This is a genomic window from Catenulispora sp. EB89 (genome assembly GCF_041261445.1).
Classification (GTDB): Bacteria; Actinomycetota; Actinomycetes; order Streptomycetales; family Catenulisporaceae; genus Catenulispora.
Map to the genome: position 1 here is coordinate 14,726 of NZ_JBGCCU010000047.1, position 21,107 is coordinate 35,832.

19 protein-coding genes are annotated in these 21,107 nt (G+C 68.1%); 12 read left to right on the forward strand and 7 right to left on the reverse strand.

The features are described 5' to 3' along the window. Positions 1-211 precede the first annotated feature (211 nt). Positions 212-1,240, reverse strand: a complete 1,029-nt coding sequence (locus ABH920_RS48660; RefSeq protein WP_370356448.1) for a GlxA family transcriptional regulator — start codon at positions 1,238-1,240, stop codon at positions 212-214. An 84-nt stretch (positions 1,241-1,324) separates the two neighbouring features. Here ABH920_RS48660 and ABH920_RS48665 point away from each other — a divergent pair, with 84 nt between their 5' ends. Both ABH920_RS48665 and ABH920_RS48670 read left to right on the forward strand, forming a co-directional pair. Then, positions 1,325-2,260 carry an NADP-dependent oxidoreductase gene (locus ABH920_RS48665; RefSeq protein WP_370356450.1) on the forward strand — a complete coding sequence of 312 codons (936 nt, stop codon included), beginning with the start codon at positions 1,325-1,327 and terminating at the stop codon, positions 2,258-2,260. 236 nt (positions 2,261-2,496) lie between these two features. Then, positions 2,497-2,682, forward strand: coding sequence for a hypothetical protein (locus ABH920_RS48670; protein ID WP_370356452.1), 186 nt, complete (start codon positions 2,497-2,499; stop codon positions 2,680-2,682). 314 nt (positions 2,683-2,996) lie between these two features. On the opposite strand, the gene ABH920_RS48675 is transcribed toward ABH920_RS48670, so the two are convergent. The 4 genes from ABH920_RS48675 to ABH920_RS48690 form a co-directional block, all read right to left on the reverse strand. Further along, the gene (locus tag ABH920_RS48675; protein ID WP_370356454.1) at positions 2,997-3,485 is read right to left on the reverse strand and encodes an ester cyclase; all 489 of its coding nucleotides are present in this window, start codon (positions 3,483-3,485) and stop codon (positions 2,997-2,999) included. A 75-nt stretch (positions 3,486-3,560) separates the two neighbouring features. Beyond that, positions 3,561-4,484 carry an NADP-dependent oxidoreductase gene (locus ABH920_RS48680; RefSeq protein ID WP_370356456.1) on the reverse strand — a complete coding sequence of 308 codons (924 nt, stop codon included), beginning with the start codon at positions 4,482-4,484 and terminating at the stop codon, positions 3,561-3,563. A gap of 55 nt (positions 4,485-4,539) precedes the next feature. Beyond that, a complete protein-coding gene (locus tag ABH920_RS48685; RefSeq protein WP_370356458.1) occupies positions 4,540-4,968 on the reverse strand; it encodes a nitroreductase family deazaflavin-dependent oxidoreductase in 429 nt (142 codons plus the stop codon). Positions 4,969-5,014: 46 nt separating this feature from the next. Further along, a complete protein-coding gene (locus tag ABH920_RS48690; protein WP_370356460.1) occupies positions 5,015-5,935 on the reverse strand; it encodes an alpha/beta hydrolase in 921 nt (306 codons plus the stop codon). 190 nt (positions 5,936-6,125) lie between these two features. Between ABH920_RS48690 and ABH920_RS48695 the strand changes: the two genes are divergently transcribed. From ABH920_RS48695 to ABH920_RS48730, 8 genes are all read left to right on the forward strand, one after another. After that, entirely contained in the window at positions 6,126-6,260 is a 135-nt protein-coding gene (locus tag ABH920_RS48695; RefSeq protein WP_370356462.1) for a hypothetical protein, read from the forward strand. Positions 6,261-6,823: 563 nt separating this feature from the next. After that, positions 6,824-7,807, forward strand: a complete 984-nt coding sequence (locus ABH920_RS48700) for an aldo/keto reductase (RefSeq protein ID WP_370356464.1) — start codon at positions 6,824-6,826, stop codon at positions 7,805-7,807. A 304-nt stretch (positions 7,808-8,111) separates the two neighbouring features. Continuing rightward, positions 8,112-10,703 (forward strand): LuxR C-terminal-related transcriptional regulator, encoded by a 2,592-nt coding sequence (locus tag ABH920_RS48705; RefSeq protein ID WP_370356466.1) that lies wholly within the window; start codon positions 8,112-8,114, stop codon positions 10,701-10,703. Positions 10,704-10,773: 70 nt separating this feature from the next. Then, positions 10,774-11,022 (forward strand): hypothetical protein, encoded by a 249-nt coding sequence (locus tag ABH920_RS48710; protein WP_370356468.1) that lies wholly within the window; start codon positions 10,774-10,776, stop codon positions 11,020-11,022. Between the two features lie 325 nt (positions 11,023-11,347). Continuing rightward, the gene (locus ABH920_RS48715; RefSeq protein WP_370356470.1) at positions 11,348-12,961 is read left to right on the forward strand and encodes a PQQ-binding-like beta-propeller repeat protein; all 1,614 of its coding nucleotides are present in this window, start codon (positions 11,348-11,350) and stop codon (positions 12,959-12,961) included. A 35-nt stretch (positions 12,962-12,996) separates the two neighbouring features. Continuing rightward, the gene (locus tag ABH920_RS48720) at positions 12,997-14,007 is read left to right on the forward strand and encodes a hypothetical protein (RefSeq protein WP_370356472.1); all 1,011 of its coding nucleotides are present in this window, start codon (positions 12,997-12,999) and stop codon (positions 14,005-14,007) included. A gap of 146 nt (positions 14,008-14,153) precedes the next feature. Next, positions 14,154-14,639 (forward strand): nuclear transport factor 2 family protein, encoded by a 486-nt coding sequence (locus ABH920_RS48725; RefSeq protein WP_370356474.1) that lies wholly within the window; start codon positions 14,154-14,156, stop codon positions 14,637-14,639. Between the two features lie 75 nt (positions 14,640-14,714). Then, positions 14,715-15,689: an amidohydrolase family protein gene (locus ABH920_RS48730; protein ID WP_370356476.1), complete on the forward strand. Its 975-nt coding sequence runs from the start codon at positions 14,715-14,717 to the stop codon at positions 15,687-15,689. Positions 15,690-15,839: 150 nt separating this feature from the next. On the opposite strand, the gene ABH920_RS48735 is transcribed toward ABH920_RS48730, so the two are convergent. Next, positions 15,840-16,472 carry an RICIN domain-containing protein gene (locus tag ABH920_RS48735; RefSeq protein ID WP_370356478.1) on the reverse strand — a complete coding sequence of 211 codons (633 nt, stop codon included), beginning with the start codon at positions 16,470-16,472 and terminating at the stop codon, positions 15,840-15,842. Between the two features lie 233 nt (positions 16,473-16,705). Next, positions 16,706-16,843 carry a hypothetical protein gene (locus ABH920_RS48740; protein ID WP_370356480.1) on the reverse strand — a complete coding sequence of 46 codons (138 nt, stop codon included), beginning with the start codon at positions 16,841-16,843 and terminating at the stop codon, positions 16,706-16,708. Between the two features lie 639 nt (positions 16,844-17,482). Between ABH920_RS48740 and ABH920_RS48745 the strand changes: the two genes are divergently transcribed. Beyond that, positions 17,483-18,439: a LysR family transcriptional regulator gene (locus ABH920_RS48745; RefSeq protein WP_370356508.1), complete on the forward strand. Its 957-nt coding sequence runs from the start codon at positions 17,483-17,485 to the stop codon at positions 18,437-18,439. Between the two features lie 333 nt (positions 18,440-18,772). Next, a complete protein-coding gene (locus tag ABH920_RS48750; RefSeq protein WP_370356482.1) occupies positions 18,773-21,046 on the forward strand; it encodes a collagenase in 2,274 nt (757 codons plus the stop codon). The last annotated feature ends 61 nt before the right edge of the window (positions 21,047-21,107 follow it).

A 21,107-nucleotide genomic window follows, 5' to 3' on the forward strand; every position in this document is an offset into this window, starting at 1 on the left:
GCTCGGCGACGTCGAACCCTGACTTACCTGAATGGTCCCCGTCGGATCCGGCCTGGCGAGGTGGTTTCCGTGGAGCTTGAGCGTGGCATCGACGCCTGGCAGCGATCAGCGGGCGATATTCCGGGCACCAACGGAGTTGTTCCGGCCGGGGGCGGCGCCATGGCGCGATGCCGCGCATCAGGCTCGTCGCGATCGTTTCCCGATCGGCCCGTCAGTGCTTTGGCGTCTGGTCGACAGCCCCAGTCGCGCGGAACGTCCGCCGGTAGGCGAGGGGTGAAATGCCGATCGCGGCGTGCAGGTGTCGGCGGAGCGAGGCCGAGGTGCCCAGACCGGTGCGGCGGGCGATCTGGTCTATGGGCAGGTCGCTGGCCTCCAGCAAGTGTCGGGCGAGTTCCACGCGTTGTTGGATCAGCCAGTCGCCGGGGGTCATCCCGACTTCCTGCCGGAAGCGGCGGCTGAGGGTCCGCACGCTCATCCGGGCGTGCCCGGCGAGCTCGGCCAGCGGCAGCGGACGCTCGAGTCGCTGGAGTGCCCAGGCCTGCGTGGCCGCGGTCGCGGCCGTCGACGGGCTCGGCACCGGACGTTCGATGTACTGCGCCTGCCCGCCGTCGCGCCAGGGCGGCACGACGCAGTGGCGGGCCGCGCGGTTCGCGGCGGCGCTGCCATGGTCGCGTCGGATGATGTGCAGGCACAGGTCGATGCCGGCGGCCACGCCGGCCGAGGTGAGCACGTCGCCGTCGTCCACGAACAGCACATCCGCGTCCCAATCCACGCGGGGGAACAGCCGTTGGCAGTGCTCGGCCTCCTCCCAGTGCGTGGTCGCGGACCGACCGTCGAGGAGGCCGACGGCGGCGAGTAGGACGGCTGCGGTGCAGATCGACACGACGCGCGTGCCCGGCCGTAGCGTGGCGAACACGTCGGCGGGGAGGTCAGCGGGGAGGTCGGGCGGGAGGTCGGGCGCGTTCTCGTCCGCGGGTTCCCACGCGAACGGCAGGACGACCAGGGTGTCGGCGGTCTCGAGCGCCTCGATGCCGTGTTCCACCACGACGGCGAAATCGGCGGCGGTGGTGACCGGTCCGCCGTCGAGCGAACACGTGACCACCTCGTAGAGCTGCTCGCCCGCGGGGCCTCGGGCCGCGCCGAAGACCCGCGCGGGGATCCCGAGTTCGAAGGGATAGACGTTCTCCAGAGCGAGCACGACGATGCGGTGCATGGCCAGATCTTTGCACATGATGTCCATCGGGACACTTTCCGTCGTTCTCCGGTACTAGCAGGCTGGTCGCAGTCGTACGCGCAGGGCGTGCCGTGAGGAAGGAAGCCGTTGATGCGCGCGATCAGCCAAGAGGTCCTGGGCGGTCCGGGGGTCCTTACCGTCGTCGAGCTCGACCGGCCGACACTCGGGCCCACGGACGTCCTGGTCCGGGTGCACGCCGCCGGCGTCAACCCGACCGACTGGCTGCACCGCAAGACCGGCCTCTACTTGGGCGCGCCGCCCTTCGTCGTGGGCTGGGACGTGTCCGGCGTCGTCGAGGCCGTTGGAGAGGGCGTGACGCGCCACAAGACGGGCGATGAGGTCTTCGGCATGCTCGACTACCCGCGGGGCGCCGGCGCCTACGCCGAGTACGTGGCCGCCCCCTCCCGGAACTTCGCTCGCAAACCGGTGGGAATCGACCACGTGCAGGCGGCGGCGCTGCCGGTGGCCGCGCTCACCGCCTGGCAGGCGCTGGTGGACACGGCCGACGTCCAGCCGGGCCAGCGGGTGCTCGTCCACGCCGCGGCCGGCGGAGTGGGCCACCTCGCCGTGCAGATCGCCAAGGCTCGCGGCGCACACGTGATCGGTACGGCCAGCGCGCCCAAACACGATTTCGTCCGCGGCCTGGGCGCCGACGAAGTGGTCGACTACACCCAGACCGATTTCGCCGAGACGGTCCGGGACGTCGACGTCGTGCTCGACGCCGTCGGCGGCGACTACGCTCCACGGTCGCTGCGAACCCTGCGCCCGGGCGGCATCCTCGTCGCCATCGTCTTCTCACAGGTCGAACACATGAAGTCCGCGGCCAAAGAGCATGGCGTCCGACTGGAATACCTGACCGTCGAAGCCGACCACGCCGGCATGACGGCGATCGCGGCACTGGTCGACAAGGGCCTCCTGCGCGCCGAGATCGACGGCGTGCTGCCGCTGGAGCAGGCCGCCGAGGCACACCGGCGCGGCGAGACCCGTCGCACGGCCGGCAAACTCGTTCTCATCGTGACCGAGTGATCAACCTGAATCTGAACCAGGCGCTTGCGCAGCAGGCGTGTCATCAGACTGAGCATCGACTTCCACACGACGGCTCGGTTCGACGCGGCTGGATCGTTCTGCGATCCGGTCCGTCAGGCCTTCGAACATCGCGTGCCGTTGCGCCGGCATTAGGCTGTGACCTGCGGCCACCGTAAGGCTTTCAGTCTTCAATAGGAGCACTGCGTGCGGGTGCACAGTCGCCAACATTGACCGGTGTGGACCTCCAGTCCGACACCACGTCATCGATCGGCGACGCGGTGGCCGCTGTGGACGTTGACGGCACGGTCTACCGCTCGGGTAGTGCCGCGTGGATCAGGGACGTGTGGTTCCTCATTCTTGGCCCACTGGGTCTGCTGCTGTGGAGCTGGACGATCACCTTCGACTATTCCGGACATCGCTGACACCGGCATCATGAAAATCCGCGCGCAATCAAGACCGCCGGTCACGTAATTTTCTCTGCCCCGACGGTGCAACCGATTCGAGTAGATCGCAGGGGCTGTCTCCTGGCAGGTCAGCGAGATCATGTCCGCGTCGCCGGGCAGGTTGGGCTGTTCAGCGGCGAGGGCGGCGAGGAATGCGTGGGCGAGCATGGCCAGCTCGGTTCAGCGCGCCCAAGAGCGAAGGGGCAGCCCTGGTGTTCATCGAGGCCTGTCAGGCCCTTTCCGGCTTGGAACGATTCCTCGACCCGCCAGCACGACCGCCTCCGGCGTGGCATTCAGTCGCTGGCCGACTTACCTTCGGTAGCGGACGCTGCGATAGCGGATGCGAAGTCGGGCAGTACGCCTATCTGCGCGAACATGGTGGTCGTGCCGATGTGGCAGTTGAACTCCTGGATCTTGCCGTCGCGCACGTACCAGAAGTCGGCGGTGGGGATGTCGAGGCTGGCCCCTGTCGGCTGGATCGCGCCGGCGGGTGTGTCGAAGGGCCCGAGGAAGGTGCCCTGGATGGACAGTTCGATGGCGACGACGTCTCCGAGCACGTTGACCCGGTGGAGTTCCCGGTGGACGTCGGGAAGGAAGCTGCCCATCCAGATGATCACGTCGCCGAGGTGCTCGCCCCGGTAGCTTTCCTGGCCGGTCACACCGCCGATGCCGTTGAAGACGCCGTCCTCGGTGAACAGTTCGGCGAACCCCTGGGCGTCCAGGACATCGCCCTCTGCCAGGTGGTACGCGCGGCGCACGAGTGCCTCGATGTCGGTTGTCATGTAGATCTCCTGTCGGGGAGGCGGTCCGTCGTTTGGTCTGTCGGGCGGACGAACGATGCAGGACAGGACTACGGCCTAGGGCCTGAGGACGATCTTGCCGTGCGTGTGGCGCCGTTCGAGCTCGGTGTAGGCCTCGCGGACCTGCGTCAGCGGGTAGACGTTCGCGATGGGCACCTCGAGGTGTCCGTCGGCGATCAGGCCGGCTAGCTCGGCGAGTACCGCGGCGCCGGGCCCGGCCGCTGTGCCGCCGTCGGTCTTCACCCCGTACTTCGCGGCGGATGCGAAGTCGGCGATAGTGTCGATCCGGTCGGGCGCGACGCCGAGGGCGAGGGCCAGCTCGACGTAGCCGCCGCCGTGGGTGTCGATGAAGGCGTCCACGCCGTCGGGTGCGGCGGCCTTGATCCGGTCCGCGACGCCGTCGCCGTAGGCGACCGGGATCACGCCGTGGCCTTTCAGCCATTCGTGGTTGCTTTCGCTGGCCAGGCCGATGACTGTGGCCCCGGTGCGGCGCGCGAGTTGGACGGCGAGGGATCCGACTCCGCCGGCGGCCCCGGAGATGACGACGGTTTCGCCTTCCTTGAGCGTGACCGAGTTGACCGCTCCCCGCGCGGTCACGCCGATGACGTACAGGCTGCCGGCCACCTCCCAGGAGACGTTCTCCGGCTTGTGCGTGAGGTCGCCGGCCTCGACGAGGGTCAGCTCGGCCTGGGAGGCCCGCTTCTGGTTGAAGCCGATCACCTCGTCGCCGATCGAGAACCCGGTGACGCCAGCGCCGACCTCCTCGACGATCCCGGCCAGGTCGCTGCCCTGCCCGGACGGGAACGTCGACGGGAAGATCTGTGCCACCGCCCCGGTCCGGATGGCCGCTTCACTGGGGTTGATGCCGGCCGCTTTCACGCGGACGAGAACTTCCCCGTCCCCGGGTACGGGCCGTTCCACCTCCTCGACCCGCAGGACGTCGATCCCGCCGAACCGGTCGTATCTGACTGCCTTGGGCATGTTCCCTGCATCTCCTTCGGGGCAATGGCTTTCGTGTGGCGCGGGAAAGGGATCTCTACGCCCGGCTGAGTTCGAGAACGGGAATGGTGCGCACGCCAGCTGTTTGGCGTTCGTACTCGGCGAAGCCCGGGTAGCGCCGCGCCTGTTCGGCGTAGATCCGGTCGCGTTCGGCGCCGGGGACTTCGCGGACGCTCACTTCGTACGTCTCGGTTCCGCGTTCGACACTGCCGCTACCGGCGGCGGTCAAGTTGAAGTACCAGTCCGGGTTGGTGGGCGCGCCGCCCTTGGATGCGAAGACGTAGATGCGGTCCGGATCGGTCTCGTGTGCCAGGTACATCATCGGGGTGACACGGTCCTGCCCGCTCTTGCGGCCGCGGTGATGTAGCAGGACTATCGGGGCGCCTTCGAAGGGACCGCCGACCTTGCCCTCGTTGGCACGGAACTCCGCGACGGTGCCCGCGTTCCAGTCGGTCGCCTCGCTCATATCGGACTCCTGTCGATCAGTGATCTGCTATCAGTTCTTTGATGTGCTATTCGGCGTGAGCGGTGACGCGCTTCGCGCCAGCCAGGTGCGCCGACAGGCGCTGTCCGGCCCGGTCCAGCGCTACGACGGCTTCGTCGAGGATCGCGTGATAGGCCTGGAAGACGTGCGTCACTCCGGGGGTGACGTCGAGGACGACCTCAACGTCAGCGGCGGCGGCCGCGCCAGCCAGGCGGATGGCGTCGTCGAGGAGCACCTCGTACGTTCCCACCTGGATGACCAGGGGCGGAAGGCCGGACAGGTCGGCGAAGATGGGGCTGATCAGCCCGAAGGCAGCGTCCTGTCCCGATGTGTAGTTCGCGATTTGGGCGAGGAAGCCTTGCCGACTCATCAGCGGGTCGACCGCCCCCTTGGTCTCCATGGTCGCCCCGGCCAGGGTGAGGTCGACGTACGGCGACATGACATAGGCCGCTGCGGGCAGCGGCAGCCCGTGATCGCGGGCATTGACCATGGTGGCGACGGCGAGTCCGCCGCCGGCTGACTCGCCTGCGAAGACGATGTCCGAGGCGGCTGTACCGTTCTGCAGGAGTCCTTCGTAAGCCGCCAGAGCATCGTCCACCGCTGCCGGATACGGGTGCTCGGGGGCGAGCCGGTAGTCGACGGAGATCGCCTTGGCGCCAGTCCGGCGAGCAACCTGCGAGGCGAGGTCGGCAGCGGTGAACGCATCCCCCATCACGTACACGCCGCCGTGGAAGTACAGGACTGTGTGGCGGGGTTCGACTCCGTCGACGGTGACCTTTGCGATCGGGACGCCGCCCAGCGTGGACGCGGTCACGGTCACGTCGGCTGGCAAAGGCTGGGCTGACAACAACTCCCGCAGCAGTCGCCGCTGCTCCTCGAGGTCGATGTCGGCGGGGAAGGCCGACTGCCGCAGGATCGCTTCGAGGTTCTCTCGCTGTTCGGCGCTCACGGAGAAGCTCCCTTCGGTCGGAGTTCGCTGGACGGCGGCTCACATCCAGGCTTTCCGACAGGCAGGTGAGCGGGCATCACTGGATCACGGCGATTCGCGCGACCTGAGCGCGGCAGAAGCGGGGGCATATCGCCGGACAGGTCCTGGCGGCGGACCCGGATGGCGGCGGACCCGGATGGTGGCGATCGCGATGACCAGGGCGAGCAGTCCGATCCCGGCGGCGACCGCGAACGCCCGGGGAAAGCCGACCGTCAGCGCGTGGTCGTCGATGGACGCAGGCACGGGGGAACCCGGCTATGTGGCGGTCGCCGCGTACGCGACCTGAGTCCTGGCGGTGTTCGCGACGGTTGTCCAGGCGACAGCGCCGAGCAGTGCCAGCCCGATCGCGCCGCCGACCCGCTGGCAGGTGTTGAGCAGACTTAAGGCGACCCCGGAGTCCTGCCCGACCACGCTGTGCAGCGCGACCAGGGCCTGCCGCCGCGGAGCGTTGATGGTGGCGCGGCGGGCACGTCGCCGGGTAGTTCGGGGACGCTGTCCACGCCGGAGTCTGGCGAGGTCACGGTCTCTCCCGGTGGATCTCGGAGCACGTCCCTGGCAGCCGTGCGAGCTTCCACAACGAGGCCAGGCTTACCGCCGGCCGGGTGAGTAGGCATCGCTGGATCCCAGTGATTTTGAGGCCGGACATGCCGGCACGGGCCCGACCGGGTGCGCTGCGCAAGCGGCCGAGGCACAGACGCCCCGGGGCGGCCGGTATCGACCGGCGCCTGAGCCGCGAGCGTTGCAACATAGGGGGCAGACTGTCCGGAAAAGAGGCCTCTGCTCCGTGTGGAGGTCGACTTCCCTCGACCGGGAGTTCCGCGCAGTCGCTCTTCTCACTGGGAGGAAGTCGTGGAACAGCGTTCGCTGGGCAGTGAAGGCCTGACCGTCAGCATCCAGGGCCTGGGTTGTATGGGCATGAGTACGTTCTACGGCGCCACCGACGAGGCGGAGTCGCTGGCCACGATCGACCGGGCGTTGGAGCTTGGCATCACCCTGCTGGACACCGCCGAGAGCTACGGCCCCTTCGTCAACGAACAACTGGTCGGCAAAGCGCTGGCCGGGCGCCGGGACGCGGCCGTGGTCGCCACCAAGACCGGCTTTGAGATCACCGACGACGGGCAGGCGGTCGGTCTCAACGGCCGGCCCGACTACGTGCGCCGGGCCCTGGATCGGTCGCTGCGGCACCTGGATACCGACCATGTCGACCTGTACTACCTGCACCGCATCGACCCGGCTGTGCCGATCGAGGAGACGATCGGTGCCTTTGGCGAGTTGGTCGCCGCCGGCAAGGTCCGCTACATCGGGGTGTGCGAGGCGTCCGCCGCTACGATCCGCCGCGCCCACGCGGTCCACCCGTTGACCGCCGTCCAGACGGAGTACTCGCTGTTCGAGCGCGGCATCGAGCACAACGGAGTGCTGCAGACCTTGCAGGAGCTAGGGGTCGGGTTGGTCGCGTACTCGCCGTTGGGTCGAGGCTTCTTGTCCGGGGCCATCACCAGCCCCGACGACTTCGCCGAAGACGACTGGCGGCGCACCGACCCCCGGTTCCAGGGCGAGAACTTCGCGCGCAACCTCGAGGTCGTCAAGCAGGTCAACCGCCTGGCTGCGGCCAAGGGCGTGACCGCCTCCCAGCTGGCGCTGGCATGGGTCCAGCACCAAGGCGCGGTCGCCATTCCCGGTACCAAGCGCCGCCGGTACCTGGAGGAGAACGCCGCGGCCACCGGCGTCGCACTCACCGGCGACGACATCGCCGCGATCGAGGCGGTCGCCCCGCACGGCGTGGTCACCGGTGACCGCTACGCCCCTGAGTACATGGGAACCCTCGAGGGCTGATACGCGGGCTACGCGGCGGCCCGCGACCGCTGATGGGGCGGCGAGTTCGCGGGCCGTGGCGGGGGTTAGTGCGGCGGTCCTCGCCAGCGGGCTTGCCGTACCGCCATTCGGGTGATGCGTGTTCACATGCTCTTGACGACTCGTGCACGCTAGCCTTGAGGCGACGGAACAGGCACCGGAGCTGGATGACCGGCGCCAGGGTGTCGGGCGTGGACACAATCAAGGCGGGCCTTTGACGGCGGCTCCAGCAGCTCCCCGGCTGATCGACCGGGATGACCTCGTCGCTGCCCTGGATCGTGCGGCGGTGGCCAAAGTGACGGTCATCTCGGCTCCGGCCGGCAGCGGGAAGACCTCTTTGCTGCGCGCTTGGGCCGACCGGCCGGGTCAGCCACGTCGGTTCGCGCTCGTGCAGGTGCCCCGCGGCCAGCAGGACACCCAGCAGTTCTGGCTGGATCTACTCCGCGCGGTCCGCCAGATCACCGGCGTGGACGACGGCGATGGCGCGGCACCGGCGGCGACGCCCGACTTCAACGCGCCGGCCATGGTCGACCGGGTGCTGGCAGAGCTCGCCGACGTTCCCGGCGAGGTCACGCTAGTCATCGACGATCTCCATGAGCTGCGCGCGCCGGAGGCACCCGCTCAGCTCATCAGGCTGCTGACCGCCCTGCCTCCGCACGCGCACGCGATCCTGGCCATGCGTCACGATGTCCGGCTGCGGCTGCACAAGCTGCGCCTGACCGGCGAACTCGCCGAGATCCGCGCGACGGACCTGCGCTTCTCCGAGCGTGAGACCCGCGAACTGCTCGCCGCCTCAGGTATCGCCCTCTCCGATTCTGGAGCGGCGCGGCTGTACCAGCGGACCGAGGGGTGGGCTGCGGGCCTGGGGCTTGCGGCGCTCTCCCTGGCCGGGCACCCCGACCCCGAGCGGTTCGTCGCAGAGTTCTCGGGCAGCGACCGCACGGTCGCCGAGTATCTGATCGACGAGATGCTCGAACGCCAGCCGCCCGACGTCCAGGACCTGCTGCTTCGCACCTCCCTGCTGGACCGGGTCAACGGGGAGCTGGCCGACCTGCTGACCGGCCGCCCGGGCTCGGAGCAGATCCTGCTGGGGCTTGAGGACGCGAACGCGTTCGTCGGATCGCTCGACGGCGAGCGCACCTGGTTCCGCTACCACCACCTGTTCGCGGACCTGCTGCGGCTGGAGCTGCGCCGGACGCTGCCTGAAGAAGTGCCGGCGCTGCACCGGCGCGCCGCCGGATGGTTCACCTTGCACGGTCAGGTGGCCGACGCCGTCCGGCACACGCAGGCAGCCGGCGACTGGGCCGACGCGGCCCGGCTGCTGGCTGACCACGCGTTCAGCCTGACCCTGGACGGGCAGGCGCAGACCATGCAGGCGCTGCTGCGGGCCTTCCCGCCGGGAGGGGATTTCCCCGAGCTGGCCCTGGTCCGTGCGATGGGCGACCTGGTCCAGGGGCGCCTGGACGAGGCGGCCGCGCACCTGGCGGTTGCCGAGGCGTATGCCGAAACAACATCACCTGAGCGTCAGCGGCGCCTCGGGGTGGCGATCGCGTCGTTGCAGCTGTCGTTGGCCAGACGGCGAGGCCATCTGGACGGCGTCATCGAGCAGGTCAAATTCCTCGACGCCCCGGTATCCGGGCAGTCCGACCAGGACATCGCCCTGGACGGCGACCTGCGCGCGGTCGCGCTGATGAACCTGGGGACCGCCGAGGCATGGTCTCTGGGACTGCCGGACGCCGTACGCCACCTGAAGGAGGGCGCGGCCCTGGCCCGGGAGATCAGCCGGCCGTACCTGGAAGTCGGCTGCCTGGCCCAGCTCAGCTTCGCCTACATCTTCCACGGTGCCGATCTGCCGAAGAGCGACTCGTTCGCCACCACCCAACAGCGCTGCCGCGAGGCGATCGAGCTCGCCGACCGGTACGGCTGGGGCGCCGAACCGGTGGTCGCGCCCGCGACGATGACGCTCGCCGGCACGATGGTGCTGCTGGGGGAGTTCGACGAGGGCGAGCAGTGGTTGCTGCGCACTGAACAGGCTCTGCAAACAGACACCGGCCCGGACATCAGGCTACTGCTGCACCAGACAGCCGGGATGCTGCACGCCGGCCGCGGACGCCTCCCCGAGGCGCTCGAAGAGTTCGGCACGGCCCAACACCTGGCATCGCAACTGGAAGGATCGCAGGCCCTAGCGAGCCAGATGACCGGCTGGCGGCTCTCCACGCTGGCCCGCCTCGGGCTCACCGGCGAAGCCCGCGCCGCCCTCGCGGCACTTAACGATGAGCGGGCCGGCTCCGGCGAGATCCGTAACGCCGTCGCGGCGATTTGCCTCGCCGAAGGCGATCCTGCCGGAGCCCTGGACGCGGTGCACGACGTCCTAGACGGCACGGCACCGGTCCTCGGTTACGCCACGCTCGTCGAGGCGTACCTGCTCGCCGGACTCGCCCACCGCGAGCTCGGCGACCAGCGCGCTGCACACCACGCGGCAGAACAAGCCCTGGCACTGGCGGAGTCCGACAGGCTGGTCCTGCCGTTCGCGATGACCGGCTCCCGGGAACTGCTGGCGGAAATCCCCGGGCACCAGACAGCGCACCGCGCGCTGGTCACCGACATCCTGGACATCTTGCGCGGCTCATCCCTGCCGGCCAAAGAGCAACCCCCATCGCCGCCGATGGAGGACATCACGCCGACCGAACTCAGGGTGCTGCGGTACCTGCCGACGAACCTGTCCCGCCCCGAGATCGCCGGCGAACTGTCCGTCTCGCTGCACACCGTCAACACCCACCTGCGCAGCATCTACGCCAAGCTCCAGGTCCGCGACCGGTCCTCGGCCGTGCGACGCGCCCGGGAACTGCGGCTGCTGGCCGCGCGCCACACCCGCTAGCTGTCTCGACCGGCAGAGTCACTGGATTCCAGTGGTGCGGGGTAACCTGCCCGCCCGCGATCGTGGTGCCATGGACCCGACGCCCGCCCCCTACCTGATCCGAATCAAGGGGCACCTCGGCCCCACCATGCTGGCGGCGTTTCCGAAACTGGCAGCACGCCATCGCGGCACGCACACCGTACTGACCGGCCTGTTGGACCAGTCGGCGCTATACGGCGTGCTGGCCGAGATGGAGGCACTCGGCCTTGACCTGCTCGAGATCCGAAGGCTCACTCCGCACCGCACACCACCAGGAGCAGATCACCGCCTTTCTCGCTGACGGCACTTCCGTCGTGGCCACCCCGACCTGAGGAAGCAACACCAAGCAGGCGCGGCCTGGATCTGCGACCGCTCGCGCCGCCACCCCTCCATCACCTGATCGAGCGGATCCCGGAAGCCGAGGGGGTATCGCGCGCAAGGTCAGGCTCACCGAGGCCGGCCAGCAGGAGCAGGACGAGACCCCCTGCCGCGAGTGTCAGGGTGCCCTAGGCCTGTGGGCCCACTCGGCGGCCGAATCACCCGAATCCAGTGATGACCCATCACCGTGCCGGCGGTGACTCTTTGTACATCAGTGCTTTGCTCTACTTCGATAGTCGAGGAGCAGTATGTTGATACGCAGATCCCGTTCGGCAGGCAGTGGCACCGCCCGGGGCGCAACCCTGACCGCGGTGGTCGCCGGCCTGTTCGCGGTGTCCGTCGCGGGGGCCGCTGCGAACACCGGCGGGGCCGCCAGCGGGGCGCCGGGCGCGTGGCCGTCGGCGGGTCAGAACATCTTCGACACGCACAGCCAACCCTTCGAGCGCACGATCTCGCCGGCCAACGTCAATACCCTGACTCCGCGCTGGACGCTGACCACGGCCGGCGCCGTGTCCGCGACCCCCACGGTCGCGGACGGAGTCGTCTACGTCCCCGACTACGGCGGCAAGCTCTGGGCGATCGCCGCGGGCAGCGGGACCGTCCTGTGGTCGCGGGACATCTCCAGCTACACCGGCGTCGCCGGCGACGTGTCCCGCACCAGCCCGGCCGTATACGGCGACGAGCTCATTCTTGGTGATGGCTGGCTCCTCAAGTCAGGCACGGATGGGGCCAAGGAGATCGCGGTGAACCGTTTCACCGGTGATCTGATCTGGTCTACCCAGGTGGACACCGATCCCGACGCCGGGATCACCGGATCCCCGACTGTCTACAACGGTGTCATCTACCAGGGCGTCTCCTCGAAGGGCGAGGCCACCACCACCAGCACCTTCCGCGGGGCGATCGCGGCGATCGACGCGGCGACCGGCCGGACGCGCTGGAAGATGTACACCGTGCCGTCGAACAACGGCACCAGCGACTCCAACCTGCCCGGCGGCTACACCGGCAACGCCGTGTGGGACTCCAGTCCCGTGATCGACCCGGTCCGCGGGCTGCTGTACACCGGCACCGGCAACAACTACAACGTCCCGGCGGGCGTCTGCTCGGTGCAGGGCCAGACCGGTTGTACCCCGGCGGCCGCGAACGACTACCTCGACTCGATCCTCGCCCTCCATCTCAGTGACGGCTCAGTGGCCTGGGCCGACCACACGCTGAGCGCCGACCTGTGGACCATTCCCCAGCCGAGCGGTCCGGACTACGACTTCGGCGCCGGCCCGAACCTGTTCACCACCACGAACCCGAAAACCGGCCGGCCCGAGCAGTTGCTGGGCATCGGCCAGAAGAGCGGCATCTTCTGGGCCGTCGACCCCGCCACCGGCAAGGTCGCCTGGCAGACCCCGGTCGGTCCCGGCACCGGGATCGAATGGGGCACGGCCACCGACGGCAAGCGCGTTTACGTCCCCTTCGCTGACGTGGCCCACACGGCCTACATCCTCGGCGGATCCGGGCCCTACGCCGGCCAGACGGCCACCGCCGGATCGTGGACGGCACTGGACCCGGGCACCGGGAAGATCCTCTGGCAGACCCCTGATCCCACCGGCGCGGCCGATGTCTCCTTCACCAACGCCGCCAACGGCGTCGTCTACGCCGGATCGCTCGACGCCACCGGCACCGACATGTACGCCCTCGACGCCGCGTCCGGCAGGATCTTGTGGAGCTTCGCCAGCGGCGGATCGGTGAGCGGGGGAGCGGCGATCTCCAACGGCTTCGTCTACTGGGGTTCAGGCTACTGCGGTGTCTTCTGCCTCGGCTCCAGCACACCGGTGCTCAACAACAACAAGCTCTACGCCTTTGGCCTCCAGTGACCGGCAAGTCCAGTACTGACGAGGGGACCACGTCGATGAACAGCAGAAGTCTTGGCGTCCGGGTTGCGGCGGCGCTGCTCGCCGTGCCGGCGGCCGTCGCCTTCGGCACTCCGTCCGCGCTCGGGGCCACCACTGGGTCCGGTGCCACAAGCCCGGTCATCACGAACGTGAAGACCGTGACGACGTTCGACTATGCCGCAGGCGGACAGCCGGAGAACGTCACTATCAACCCGGACGGCTCGCTGACCGTCTCCCTGCTCGGCTTCCTCACCGGCCAGCCGCCCGAGTTGCTCCACACGACCCCGACCGGACAGAGCACAGTCCTGGTCACCGGGCTGCCCGGGGAAGCGATCGGCGGCAACGTCCGCGATTGCCACGGCACCGTCTACTACAACGTCCTTTCCCAGGACCCGACGCGCTCCGGCATCTGGCGGCTGCCTCCCGGCGGCACCCCCGAACGCTTCGGCGCACTGCCGGCCGGCCAGTTCCTCAACGGGCTGACGATCGACGCGGCCGGCCGGAACCTGTACGCGGCCGACAGCCTGACCGGGACGATCTGGACCGTTCCCACCTCCGGTGGTCCGGTGACGGCCTGGCTCACCGATCCCGCCCTCGCCCCCGCCGTGTCGGGGCCGGGACACTTCGGGGTCAACGGCGTCACCTATCACGACGGCGCGGTGTGGGCTTCCAACACCGACCGGCAGACCCTGCTCCGGATACCCGTCACGGCCACCGGCGCCCCCGGGCCGATCAAGGTGGTCACCGGCGGCCTGGCGGGGATCGACGACTTCAAGTTCCTGTCCGACATCTCCGACGTGGCGTTCGTCGCCCTCAACGGCCAGGACGAAGTCGCCGTGGTCTACCCGGATGGGAGGTCGAAGGTCGTCCTGACCGCCGCCGACGGCCTGGACTCGCCCACCGACACCGCGATCCGCGGACGTACGATCTACATCACCGACGGCGGCGGCAACGCACCGCACGACGCGAAACTGCAGGCCGGGACGATCGACTTCGCAGCGTTGTTCGCCGGCGACGCCACTCCTTAGCAGCCGTCACCAACGCTCGTCGGCTGTCCCTCGCGCCGATCGTGGGGGCAGCCGGCGAGAACTCACTCGGTTCTGGCGATGCGCAATCACTGGATCGTCCGGAACGCTCGATGTGTTTCACAGAACGGCAAGGCATAGGAGCAAACATGACCACGAGCACCTCAGCCGCCACCACCGAAGTCGGGGACCGCCTCGCCATCCTCGACCTGATCGGGCGCCTCGCGCTGCTGCTCGACGCGCGCGACTGGGACACGCTGGAGCAGCTGTTCACCGACACGGTCTACAACGACCGGACCTCACTGACCGGTGGCGAGCCCGTAAGCGTCAGCGCCGCCGAGTTCGTCGACGGATGGCGCCAGACCCTTCAGAATCTCAACGCGGTCCACCACCTGATCACCTCACACGTGATCAACCTCGACGGCGACACGGCAACCTGCGGAGCCAACATGCAGGGCACCCACGTGTTCGCCAACGCCTCAGGAGGACCCGTCTGGACTGTCGGCGGCCGCCATGACTACCAGCTCAAGCGCACCCCCGACGGCTGGCGTATCGCCGGGCTGACGTTCACCATCCAATGGGCGACCGGCAACGAGAACGTCATCGCCCACGCGATGGCCGCCGGAAAATCCTGACCGCCCAGGCAGCGCCGGACCAGGACAGATCGAGGAGCAGTTCGCCATGCGCCTCAAGACACTGGGAGACACCGCGTGACATTCACGGTCGACATCCACCACCACATGCTGCCGGACTTCTTCTGGCAGGCCACCAACGAAGGCGACAACCCGGTCGGCGGCATCGCACCGCCACCCTGGTCGCTGACCGGTGCCCTGGACTTCCTCGACGAGGCCGGCATCGACGTCGCGGTCACCTCGATCAGCACCCCGGGCGTCCACACCGGCGACGACGCCGCGGCCCGCACCCTGGCCCGGCGCTGCAACGAACTGGCCGCGCAGCAAATCCGGGACCACCCCGACCGGTTCGCCGCCTTCGCCGCCCTGCCGCTGCCCGACGTCGACGGCGCTCTCACCGAACTCGACTACGCACTCGACGAACTGCACCTGGACGGCGTCGTGCTGTTCAGCAACGCGCGCGGCGTCTACCTCGGCGACCCGCGCTTCGACCCGCTGTTCCAGGAGCTGCAACGCCGCGCGGCGGTGGTCTTCATCCACCCGAACGCCTCACCCGACCCAGCCGCGCACGCCCTCGGCCTGCCCGACTCGCTGATCGACTTCACCGCGGACACCACCCGGGCGGTCGCGCACATGCACTACAGCAACACCTTCGCGCGCACCCCGGACGTCAAGTACGTCATCTCCCACGCCGGCGGCACAGTGCCGTATCTGGCCGGACGGTTCGGCATCGTCGACGCGATGGACGTCATCCCCGGCGGCGCCGAGCGTGCCAGCGCGGCCGACACGTTCCGGCGACTGTACTGGGACACGGCGTTGTCCTGGACCGACCCGGTGCTGCGCCACCTGCGCTCGGTCGTCGGTATCGACCATGTCGTCTTCGGAACCGACTACCCCTACTTGCGCCACGACATGGCCGTGGACTGCCGCCGGCAGATCGAGCACAGCGAGGAACTCACCGACGCTGAGCGCACCGCGGTTCTCAGCGGCACTGCCCTGGAACTGATGCCCCGCCTTGCCGCCCTGAGATCCGCCGCCTCCAGCGAGGCATGACAACGACGTTTATGACCTCGTGTTCAGAGAACTGATGAGCCGGCCCGTTTTTTGGGCAGGGCAAGAACTGTTGAGGTTTTCTGCGCGGGGAGGTAAAGCAAAGTGGCTCGGTGGCCGGCTGAAGCCGCGGCCACCAAGCCACTTTCGAGGCTAGGTCAAGTGCCAAAGCTGGTCATTGTTGGAGTTGCAGTCCCAGATGATTGCGGGCAAGCCTGCCCCGTTGCTGCCGCCGTCGATTCCAAGGCATTTACCAATCCAGTAGCTCGTCAGGTTCCAACCGGAACCGATTTGGGCGCCGTTCCAGCTCCAGAGCTGGGAGAGGTGGCTGGGGTCGCAGTCCCACAGCATCACGTATGCACCATCGACATCGGCCCCGTATGCGATATCGAGACACCTGTTGCCAGCCTTGGAGTTCACCCACATTGTATGCTCATTGCCGTCCGGTCCGACCACAATGGACTCCCGAAAGGCTTGGTCGGGTTGGCCGTCACACGGCTCCTGGCGCGCTTGTGTGCCATCGCCGACATCCCCGTTCTGGAATCCGATGCACGCGTTCCAGGCGTTTCTGAGCTCCAACCCATAGGGGTTGGAATTGGGCCTGAAGGAGAATCCGCTGACGCCGTTTCCGGTCAGGGCGGGTCCGGCGACGGACTGTGCGCTGAGCTTGAGACCACTGGCCGTGGGTGCGGTGCTGGAAGCAGAGGCCGGGGTTGTCGTTGCAATCCCGATGCCGACGGCGAGCAGTACGCTCGCGATGGCGGCTACAAAGCGGGGTTTCTTCAAAGGAATCCTCCTCAAGCCATTTCAGGCCAGGCCGAACGCTACGTGCCGTGACGTTTCGGTCAAGCCCAGGACGGTTCAGCTCAGTCTCACCCGAAGCTGACGGAACCACTCTCGTGCGAGCCGGTCACTTCCGGGTCGCTTCCGGGTCGCTCGACCGTCCCAGGCTTCTGCCACGACGCATCGGCAGAGCGCTGAGGGCTGACTCGGCCCGACGTTCCTGAGCGGAACCGCGATCAGGTTCGCGTCAGCCGGCGGGCAGGGAGCAGACGTGCGTTTTCCAGAGCCACGACCACCCAGCGATCGTCCCGCCACACCGCGACGAAAAGCTGCATGGAGTAGCGCGTCGACGGCGGTTCCTTCTCGCCCGGCATGAGGATGCCCCTCGAGCTCCGCGAACAGAACGTCGTCGGCGAAGTCGGCGAAGAACCCGGCGAAGAACCCGGCGACGTCTCCCCGGTTCCACGCCTCGTACATCCGGCCCGGAATGGCGCTCAGCGCCTCGGGCGCCGGCCGAATCACGGTCTCCCACAACTACATCGCCGCCGTACGAGTTCGTCGTCGACGGCCCACACGCTCGAGCCCTCCAGCAGTGCCAAACCGAAGCACTCCTCGCCATCCTGCGATGGCTCCGCGAACACCCCACCGACACCGAATAGCGAGTCAGTGGCACACCTCATGGCGTGCCGACCCACGATCGACCGCGGGCTCAACGTCCTGTCGCAGTCCGATCGGCGCGACGATCCTGGCGAGCGCCCTCATCGCCACCGGTGCTGCCTTGTATCGCCCTGGTGCCGCCAGGGACCTGACCCCCGAACCCGCAGATTAGGAGTCCGCAGCCCCTCCATTCGGGGTCGATGCGCGAAATTGCGCCTTGCCGCCAGCGTGCTCGGCGGTCCGTCGGCGTGGCCGCGTCGTCGTGGGACCCTGAAGACTGCTCTCGATACGGCTGTTCGAATCGCACGCCTACTGTCGGATGCTCTTCCCTGCGAGTGAGGAAAAGGGGTGTGCCAGTGGATCTGGAGCTTCGTCATCTGCGGGTGTTGTGTGCCATCGCCGATGCCGGGAGCGTCGCCCGGGCCGGTGCGGTGCTCGGCTATTCCCAGCAGGCGCTCAGCGCTCAACTGTCTCGCATAGAGCAGTTCTTCGGGCGGGCCGTCTTCGAACGAAGCCCGGCCGGTGTGAAGCCGACTGGGTACGGGCTGGAGATCTTGGCGCGAGCCCGCGATGTCGTGGCTCGGGCGGATGCGATAAGGAGGATGCCTGAGGAGGACCCCTCTTCGACTCGGGTGTTGAGGCTGGCCGCGACCAATTCGCCGGTGTTGGCGGGGATGGTCGCCAGGGTCAGTGAGCAGATGCCGGATGTGGCGCTGACCGTGAACAGCGTTTATGCCTCTTCGGAGATCGTCGAGCAGCTGGAGTCCGGCGAGCTGGACGCGGCGATCGCCGCGGACTACCCGGGATTGGAACTGCGGCATTCCCGGGCGGTGGCTCATCGGGGCATCGCCACCGAGCCCACGTTCGTGGCGCTGCCGGCTCGCCACAGGCACCGGCAGAGCCTGCAGGTCGAGCTGGCCGACTTGGCGGATGAGGCGTGGTTCCTCACCCCGGATGACGGAGCGGGTTGGCCGGGAGTCTTCTATGCGGCTTGTGAAGCGGCTGGTTTCAAGCCCATGAAGGTCCACGAGTTCCTCGGAGACCAGAGGCAGTTGCAGGGGATGATCGCCGCCGGACTCGGGATATCGCCGGTGCAGGCGACCTTCCCGGCGGCGGCCGGGTTGGTCGTCAAGGCGCTGACCGGTACTCCGCTGTGGTGCCGATACGCTCTGGCCTGGCGCCGGGACAGCGTGCCCGACGCGTTGGCGGAAGCGCTGTTCGCGGCGACTCAGGCGGCTTACCGGGAGCTCATCGCTCAGTCGCCGCACTTCCAGGCTTGGTCGCTGCGGACGTACAAGACGTCGCGATCGTAGTAGCCACCTAGCCATCGCTTGGCCGGCACGGGTGACCGTGCCGGCTTCGGTGATTCTGCGGCTCTGCTCGCCGTCCCGGCGCAGGACGTGGGGCGCTCGCCGGGACCGCGCGCCCCGGCTCGATGCTGGCCGCCGCGGCCGGTCGCGTTGCGAACGCGCTGGTCAAGATCCAGGCAGGCCGTGACGTCGCGGAGACCTCGGCCGCGGATGTTGTGATCGAAAGCGGCGAGGTGTTGTATCTCAACCCGTTGCTTGCTGTCTATCACAGTGCAATGTTACGTATCACGCCTCGCCCTCGTCCGGAGGCGCTACCCATCCCCCCAAGGGAGCACCATGCGCCATCGATCACACCTGCCCAGAATCATGGCCGCCGGAGTGGCAGCCGCAGGCCTCGTCGTCGGCTTGCTGGCCAACCCTGCTTCCGCGGCCGAGCAACCCTCGGCTCCGGCCCCGGTCGCAAAGCACGTCGTCAAGCAGGTCCCGCCTCCGACCGGCGCGGACACCGCCACCGCGTCGGAGCAACTCGCGGATCGCTCCACCCCCGTGCCGGCAACGCTCCGCGGAGCTCCTGTGAAGCTCCCGGCGAGCAAAGCGTCGCACCCGGCAGCCAAGGCCACCTCGTCCACGAAGGCGGCGGTGACCTCATGCACCACTGCCGACTTCGCCAGTCGACGCGGCGCTGCGCTGGTCTCCTACATCGAGTCCGTGGACTGGGTCGCCTGCATCAATCCGCTGTTCTCCCTGAGCGGTTCGGATGCGAACGCGGTGTTCAACGAGACCAACATGGTCACAGTCTCGAACGGTGTGGCCAGCTCGGCCTCGTCCTACACCGGCGACGACTCCACCGGTCTGTATGAGTTGCTGTACTTCATGCGGGCTGGCTACTACGTCCAGTCGCAGCCGAACTCCGGCGTTCCCGCCTACGACTCCACTCTCGCCAACGCCATCAAGTCCGGGCTCACGACGCTGTTCAACAGCCGGCACTTCAGCGACGTCAGCGCCGGCAACGGCCAGGTGCTGGGCGAGGCGGTCATCACCACCGACAGCTCGGGACTCCAGGGCGACTTCCTGAACGTCTACAGCCGCATCCTCAACAGCTACACCAGCGCGTGGGACGCCTACCCCGCCATGGACGACGAGCTGAACAACGTCTACACGCCGCTGTGGAACGGCAACTGGAACCCGGCGTTCGTCACGGCGGTCACGAGCAACCCCGGTGTCGCGGACGCCCTGTCCAACTTCGCGCTGAACCACCGGTCCCTGCTGGGCGGGGCCAACGACGTGTTGGACTCCAACGCCGGCAACGACCTGGCCCGCATGGTCGGGATCACGGCGCTGCAGAACAAGATACGGCCGCTGGCCAAGGGGCTGCTCAACGCCTCGTCGATCACCGGACCGACGGCCAGCCTCTGGGTCCACGTCGCGTACCAGACCAGCCAGTACGACGCAGCGTCGCAGTGCTCGTACTACGGCACCTGCAACCTGACCGCTCAGCTCACCGCCGCTTCCCTGCCCATCTCCTACCCGTGCAGCAACTTCACCATCATGGCGGAGTCGCTGACAGCTCAGCAGCAGAGCGACGTCTGTACCAGCCTGGCCAATGAGGTGCCTTACATCAAGAACCTCGACAAGGCCACCGCACCGATCCCCGGCCAGTACTTCCAGGTCAAGATGGTCATCTACGGCAGCAGGGCGGACTACGTCACCTACTCGTGGGCGATCTTCGGCAACGACACCGACAACGGCGGCGAGACGCTGACCGGCGAGCCGACCGACCCCAACAACGTCGCCTACTCCATTCTGTACCAGGAGTCGTCCGCCAACGGCTTCACGGCCAACGCCTGGAACCTCAACCACGAGTTCACCCACGTCCAGCAGTCCATCTACGACATGAAGGGCGACTTCGGCAGCCAGGTCACGGTGCCGGATGTCTGGTGGATCGAGGGCCAGGCCGAATACGTCTCGTACAGCTACCGCGGTGTCACCGACACCGAGGCGGTCGCCGAGGCCGCCAAGCACACCTACACCCTCAGCCAGCTGTTCCAGAACACGTACGCGATCGACGACACCACCCGCACCTACCCGTGGGGCTACCTCGCCGTCCGCTACATGTTCGAGAAGCACCCCGACGTCATCAACACGATGCTCAGCCACTTCCGCACCGGTGACTACACCGGCGGCTACGCGGTCTACAACAGCATCGGCACCGCCTACGACGCCGACTTCGACTCCTGGCTCGACATCATCGCCAACGGCGGCAGCGGCGGCGGCACCCTGCCGGCCTGCTCGGACTCCAACCCGCAGGCCATGGGCCAGAACTGTTCCCGCTCCAACCAGTCGGCGACCGCGGGCAACACCGACTACCTGTGGGTCTACCTGCCCGCCGGCACCACCACGCTGACCGCCACCACCAGCGGCGGCACCGGCAACGCAGCCCTCTACTACGACCCGGACACCTGGGCCGACCCCAACACCTACACCGCCAGCTCGACCAACTCCGGCACCGCCCAACACCTCACCGTTACCAACACCACGGCCGGCTATCGCTACCTCAGCCTGTACGCCGTGACCGATTTCAGCGGAGTCACCGTATCCACCCAGTACTGACACCGCTGTCGGCCCGTGGGCGGGGCGGCCACAAGCCGCCCCGCCCACGGGCGCCCATCTG

What these genes read in the sequence shown, in the direction of transcription:
- ABH920_RS48725 (WP_370356474.1), top strand. Translation starts at nt 14,154, where the DNA reads ATGACCACGAGCACCTCAGCCGCCACCACCGAAGTCGGGGACCGCCTC.
- ABH920_RS48675 (WP_370356454.1), bottom strand. Translation starts at nt 3,485, where the DNA reads ATGACAACCGACATCGAGGCACTCGTGCGCCGCGCGTACCACCTGGCA.
- ABH920_RS48695 (WP_370356462.1), top strand. Translation starts at nt 6,126, where the DNA reads ATGACCAGGGCGAGCAGTCCGATCCCGGCGGCGACCGCGAACGCCCGG.
- ABH920_RS48715 (WP_370356470.1), top strand. Translation starts at nt 11,348, where the DNA reads ATGTTGATACGCAGATCCCGTTCGGCAGGCAGTGGCACCGCCCGGGGC.
- ABH920_RS48750 (WP_370356482.1), top strand. Translation starts at nt 18,773, where the DNA reads ATGCGCCATCGATCACACCTGCCCAGAATCATGGCCGCCGGAGTGGCA.
- ABH920_RS48660 (WP_370356448.1), bottom strand. Translation starts at nt 1,240, where the DNA reads ATGGACATCATGTGCAAAGATCTGGCCATGCACCGCATCGTCGTGCTC.
- ABH920_RS48680 (WP_370356456.1), bottom strand. Translation starts at nt 4,484, where the DNA reads ATGCCCAAGGCAGTCAGATACGACCGGTTCGGCGGGATCGACGTCCTG.
- ABH920_RS48720 (WP_370356472.1), top strand. Translation starts at nt 12,997, where the DNA reads ATGAACAGCAGAAGTCTTGGCGTCCGGGTTGCGGCGGCGCTGCTCGCC.
- ABH920_RS48665 (WP_370356450.1), top strand. Translation starts at nt 1,325, where the DNA reads ATGCGCGCGATCAGCCAAGAGGTCCTGGGCGGTCCGGGGGTCCTTACC.
- ABH920_RS48740 (WP_370356480.1), bottom strand. Translation starts at nt 16,843, where the DNA reads ATGCCGGGCGAGAAGGAACCGCCGTCGACGCGCTACTCCATGCAGCTT.
- ABH920_RS48685 (WP_370356458.1), bottom strand. Translation starts at nt 4,968, where the DNA reads ATGAGCGAGGCGACCGACTGGAACGCGGGCACCGTCGCGGAGTTCCGT.
- ABH920_RS48710 (WP_370356468.1), top strand. Translation starts at nt 10,774, where the DNA reads ATGGACCCGACGCCCGCCCCCTACCTGATCCGAATCAAGGGGCACCTC.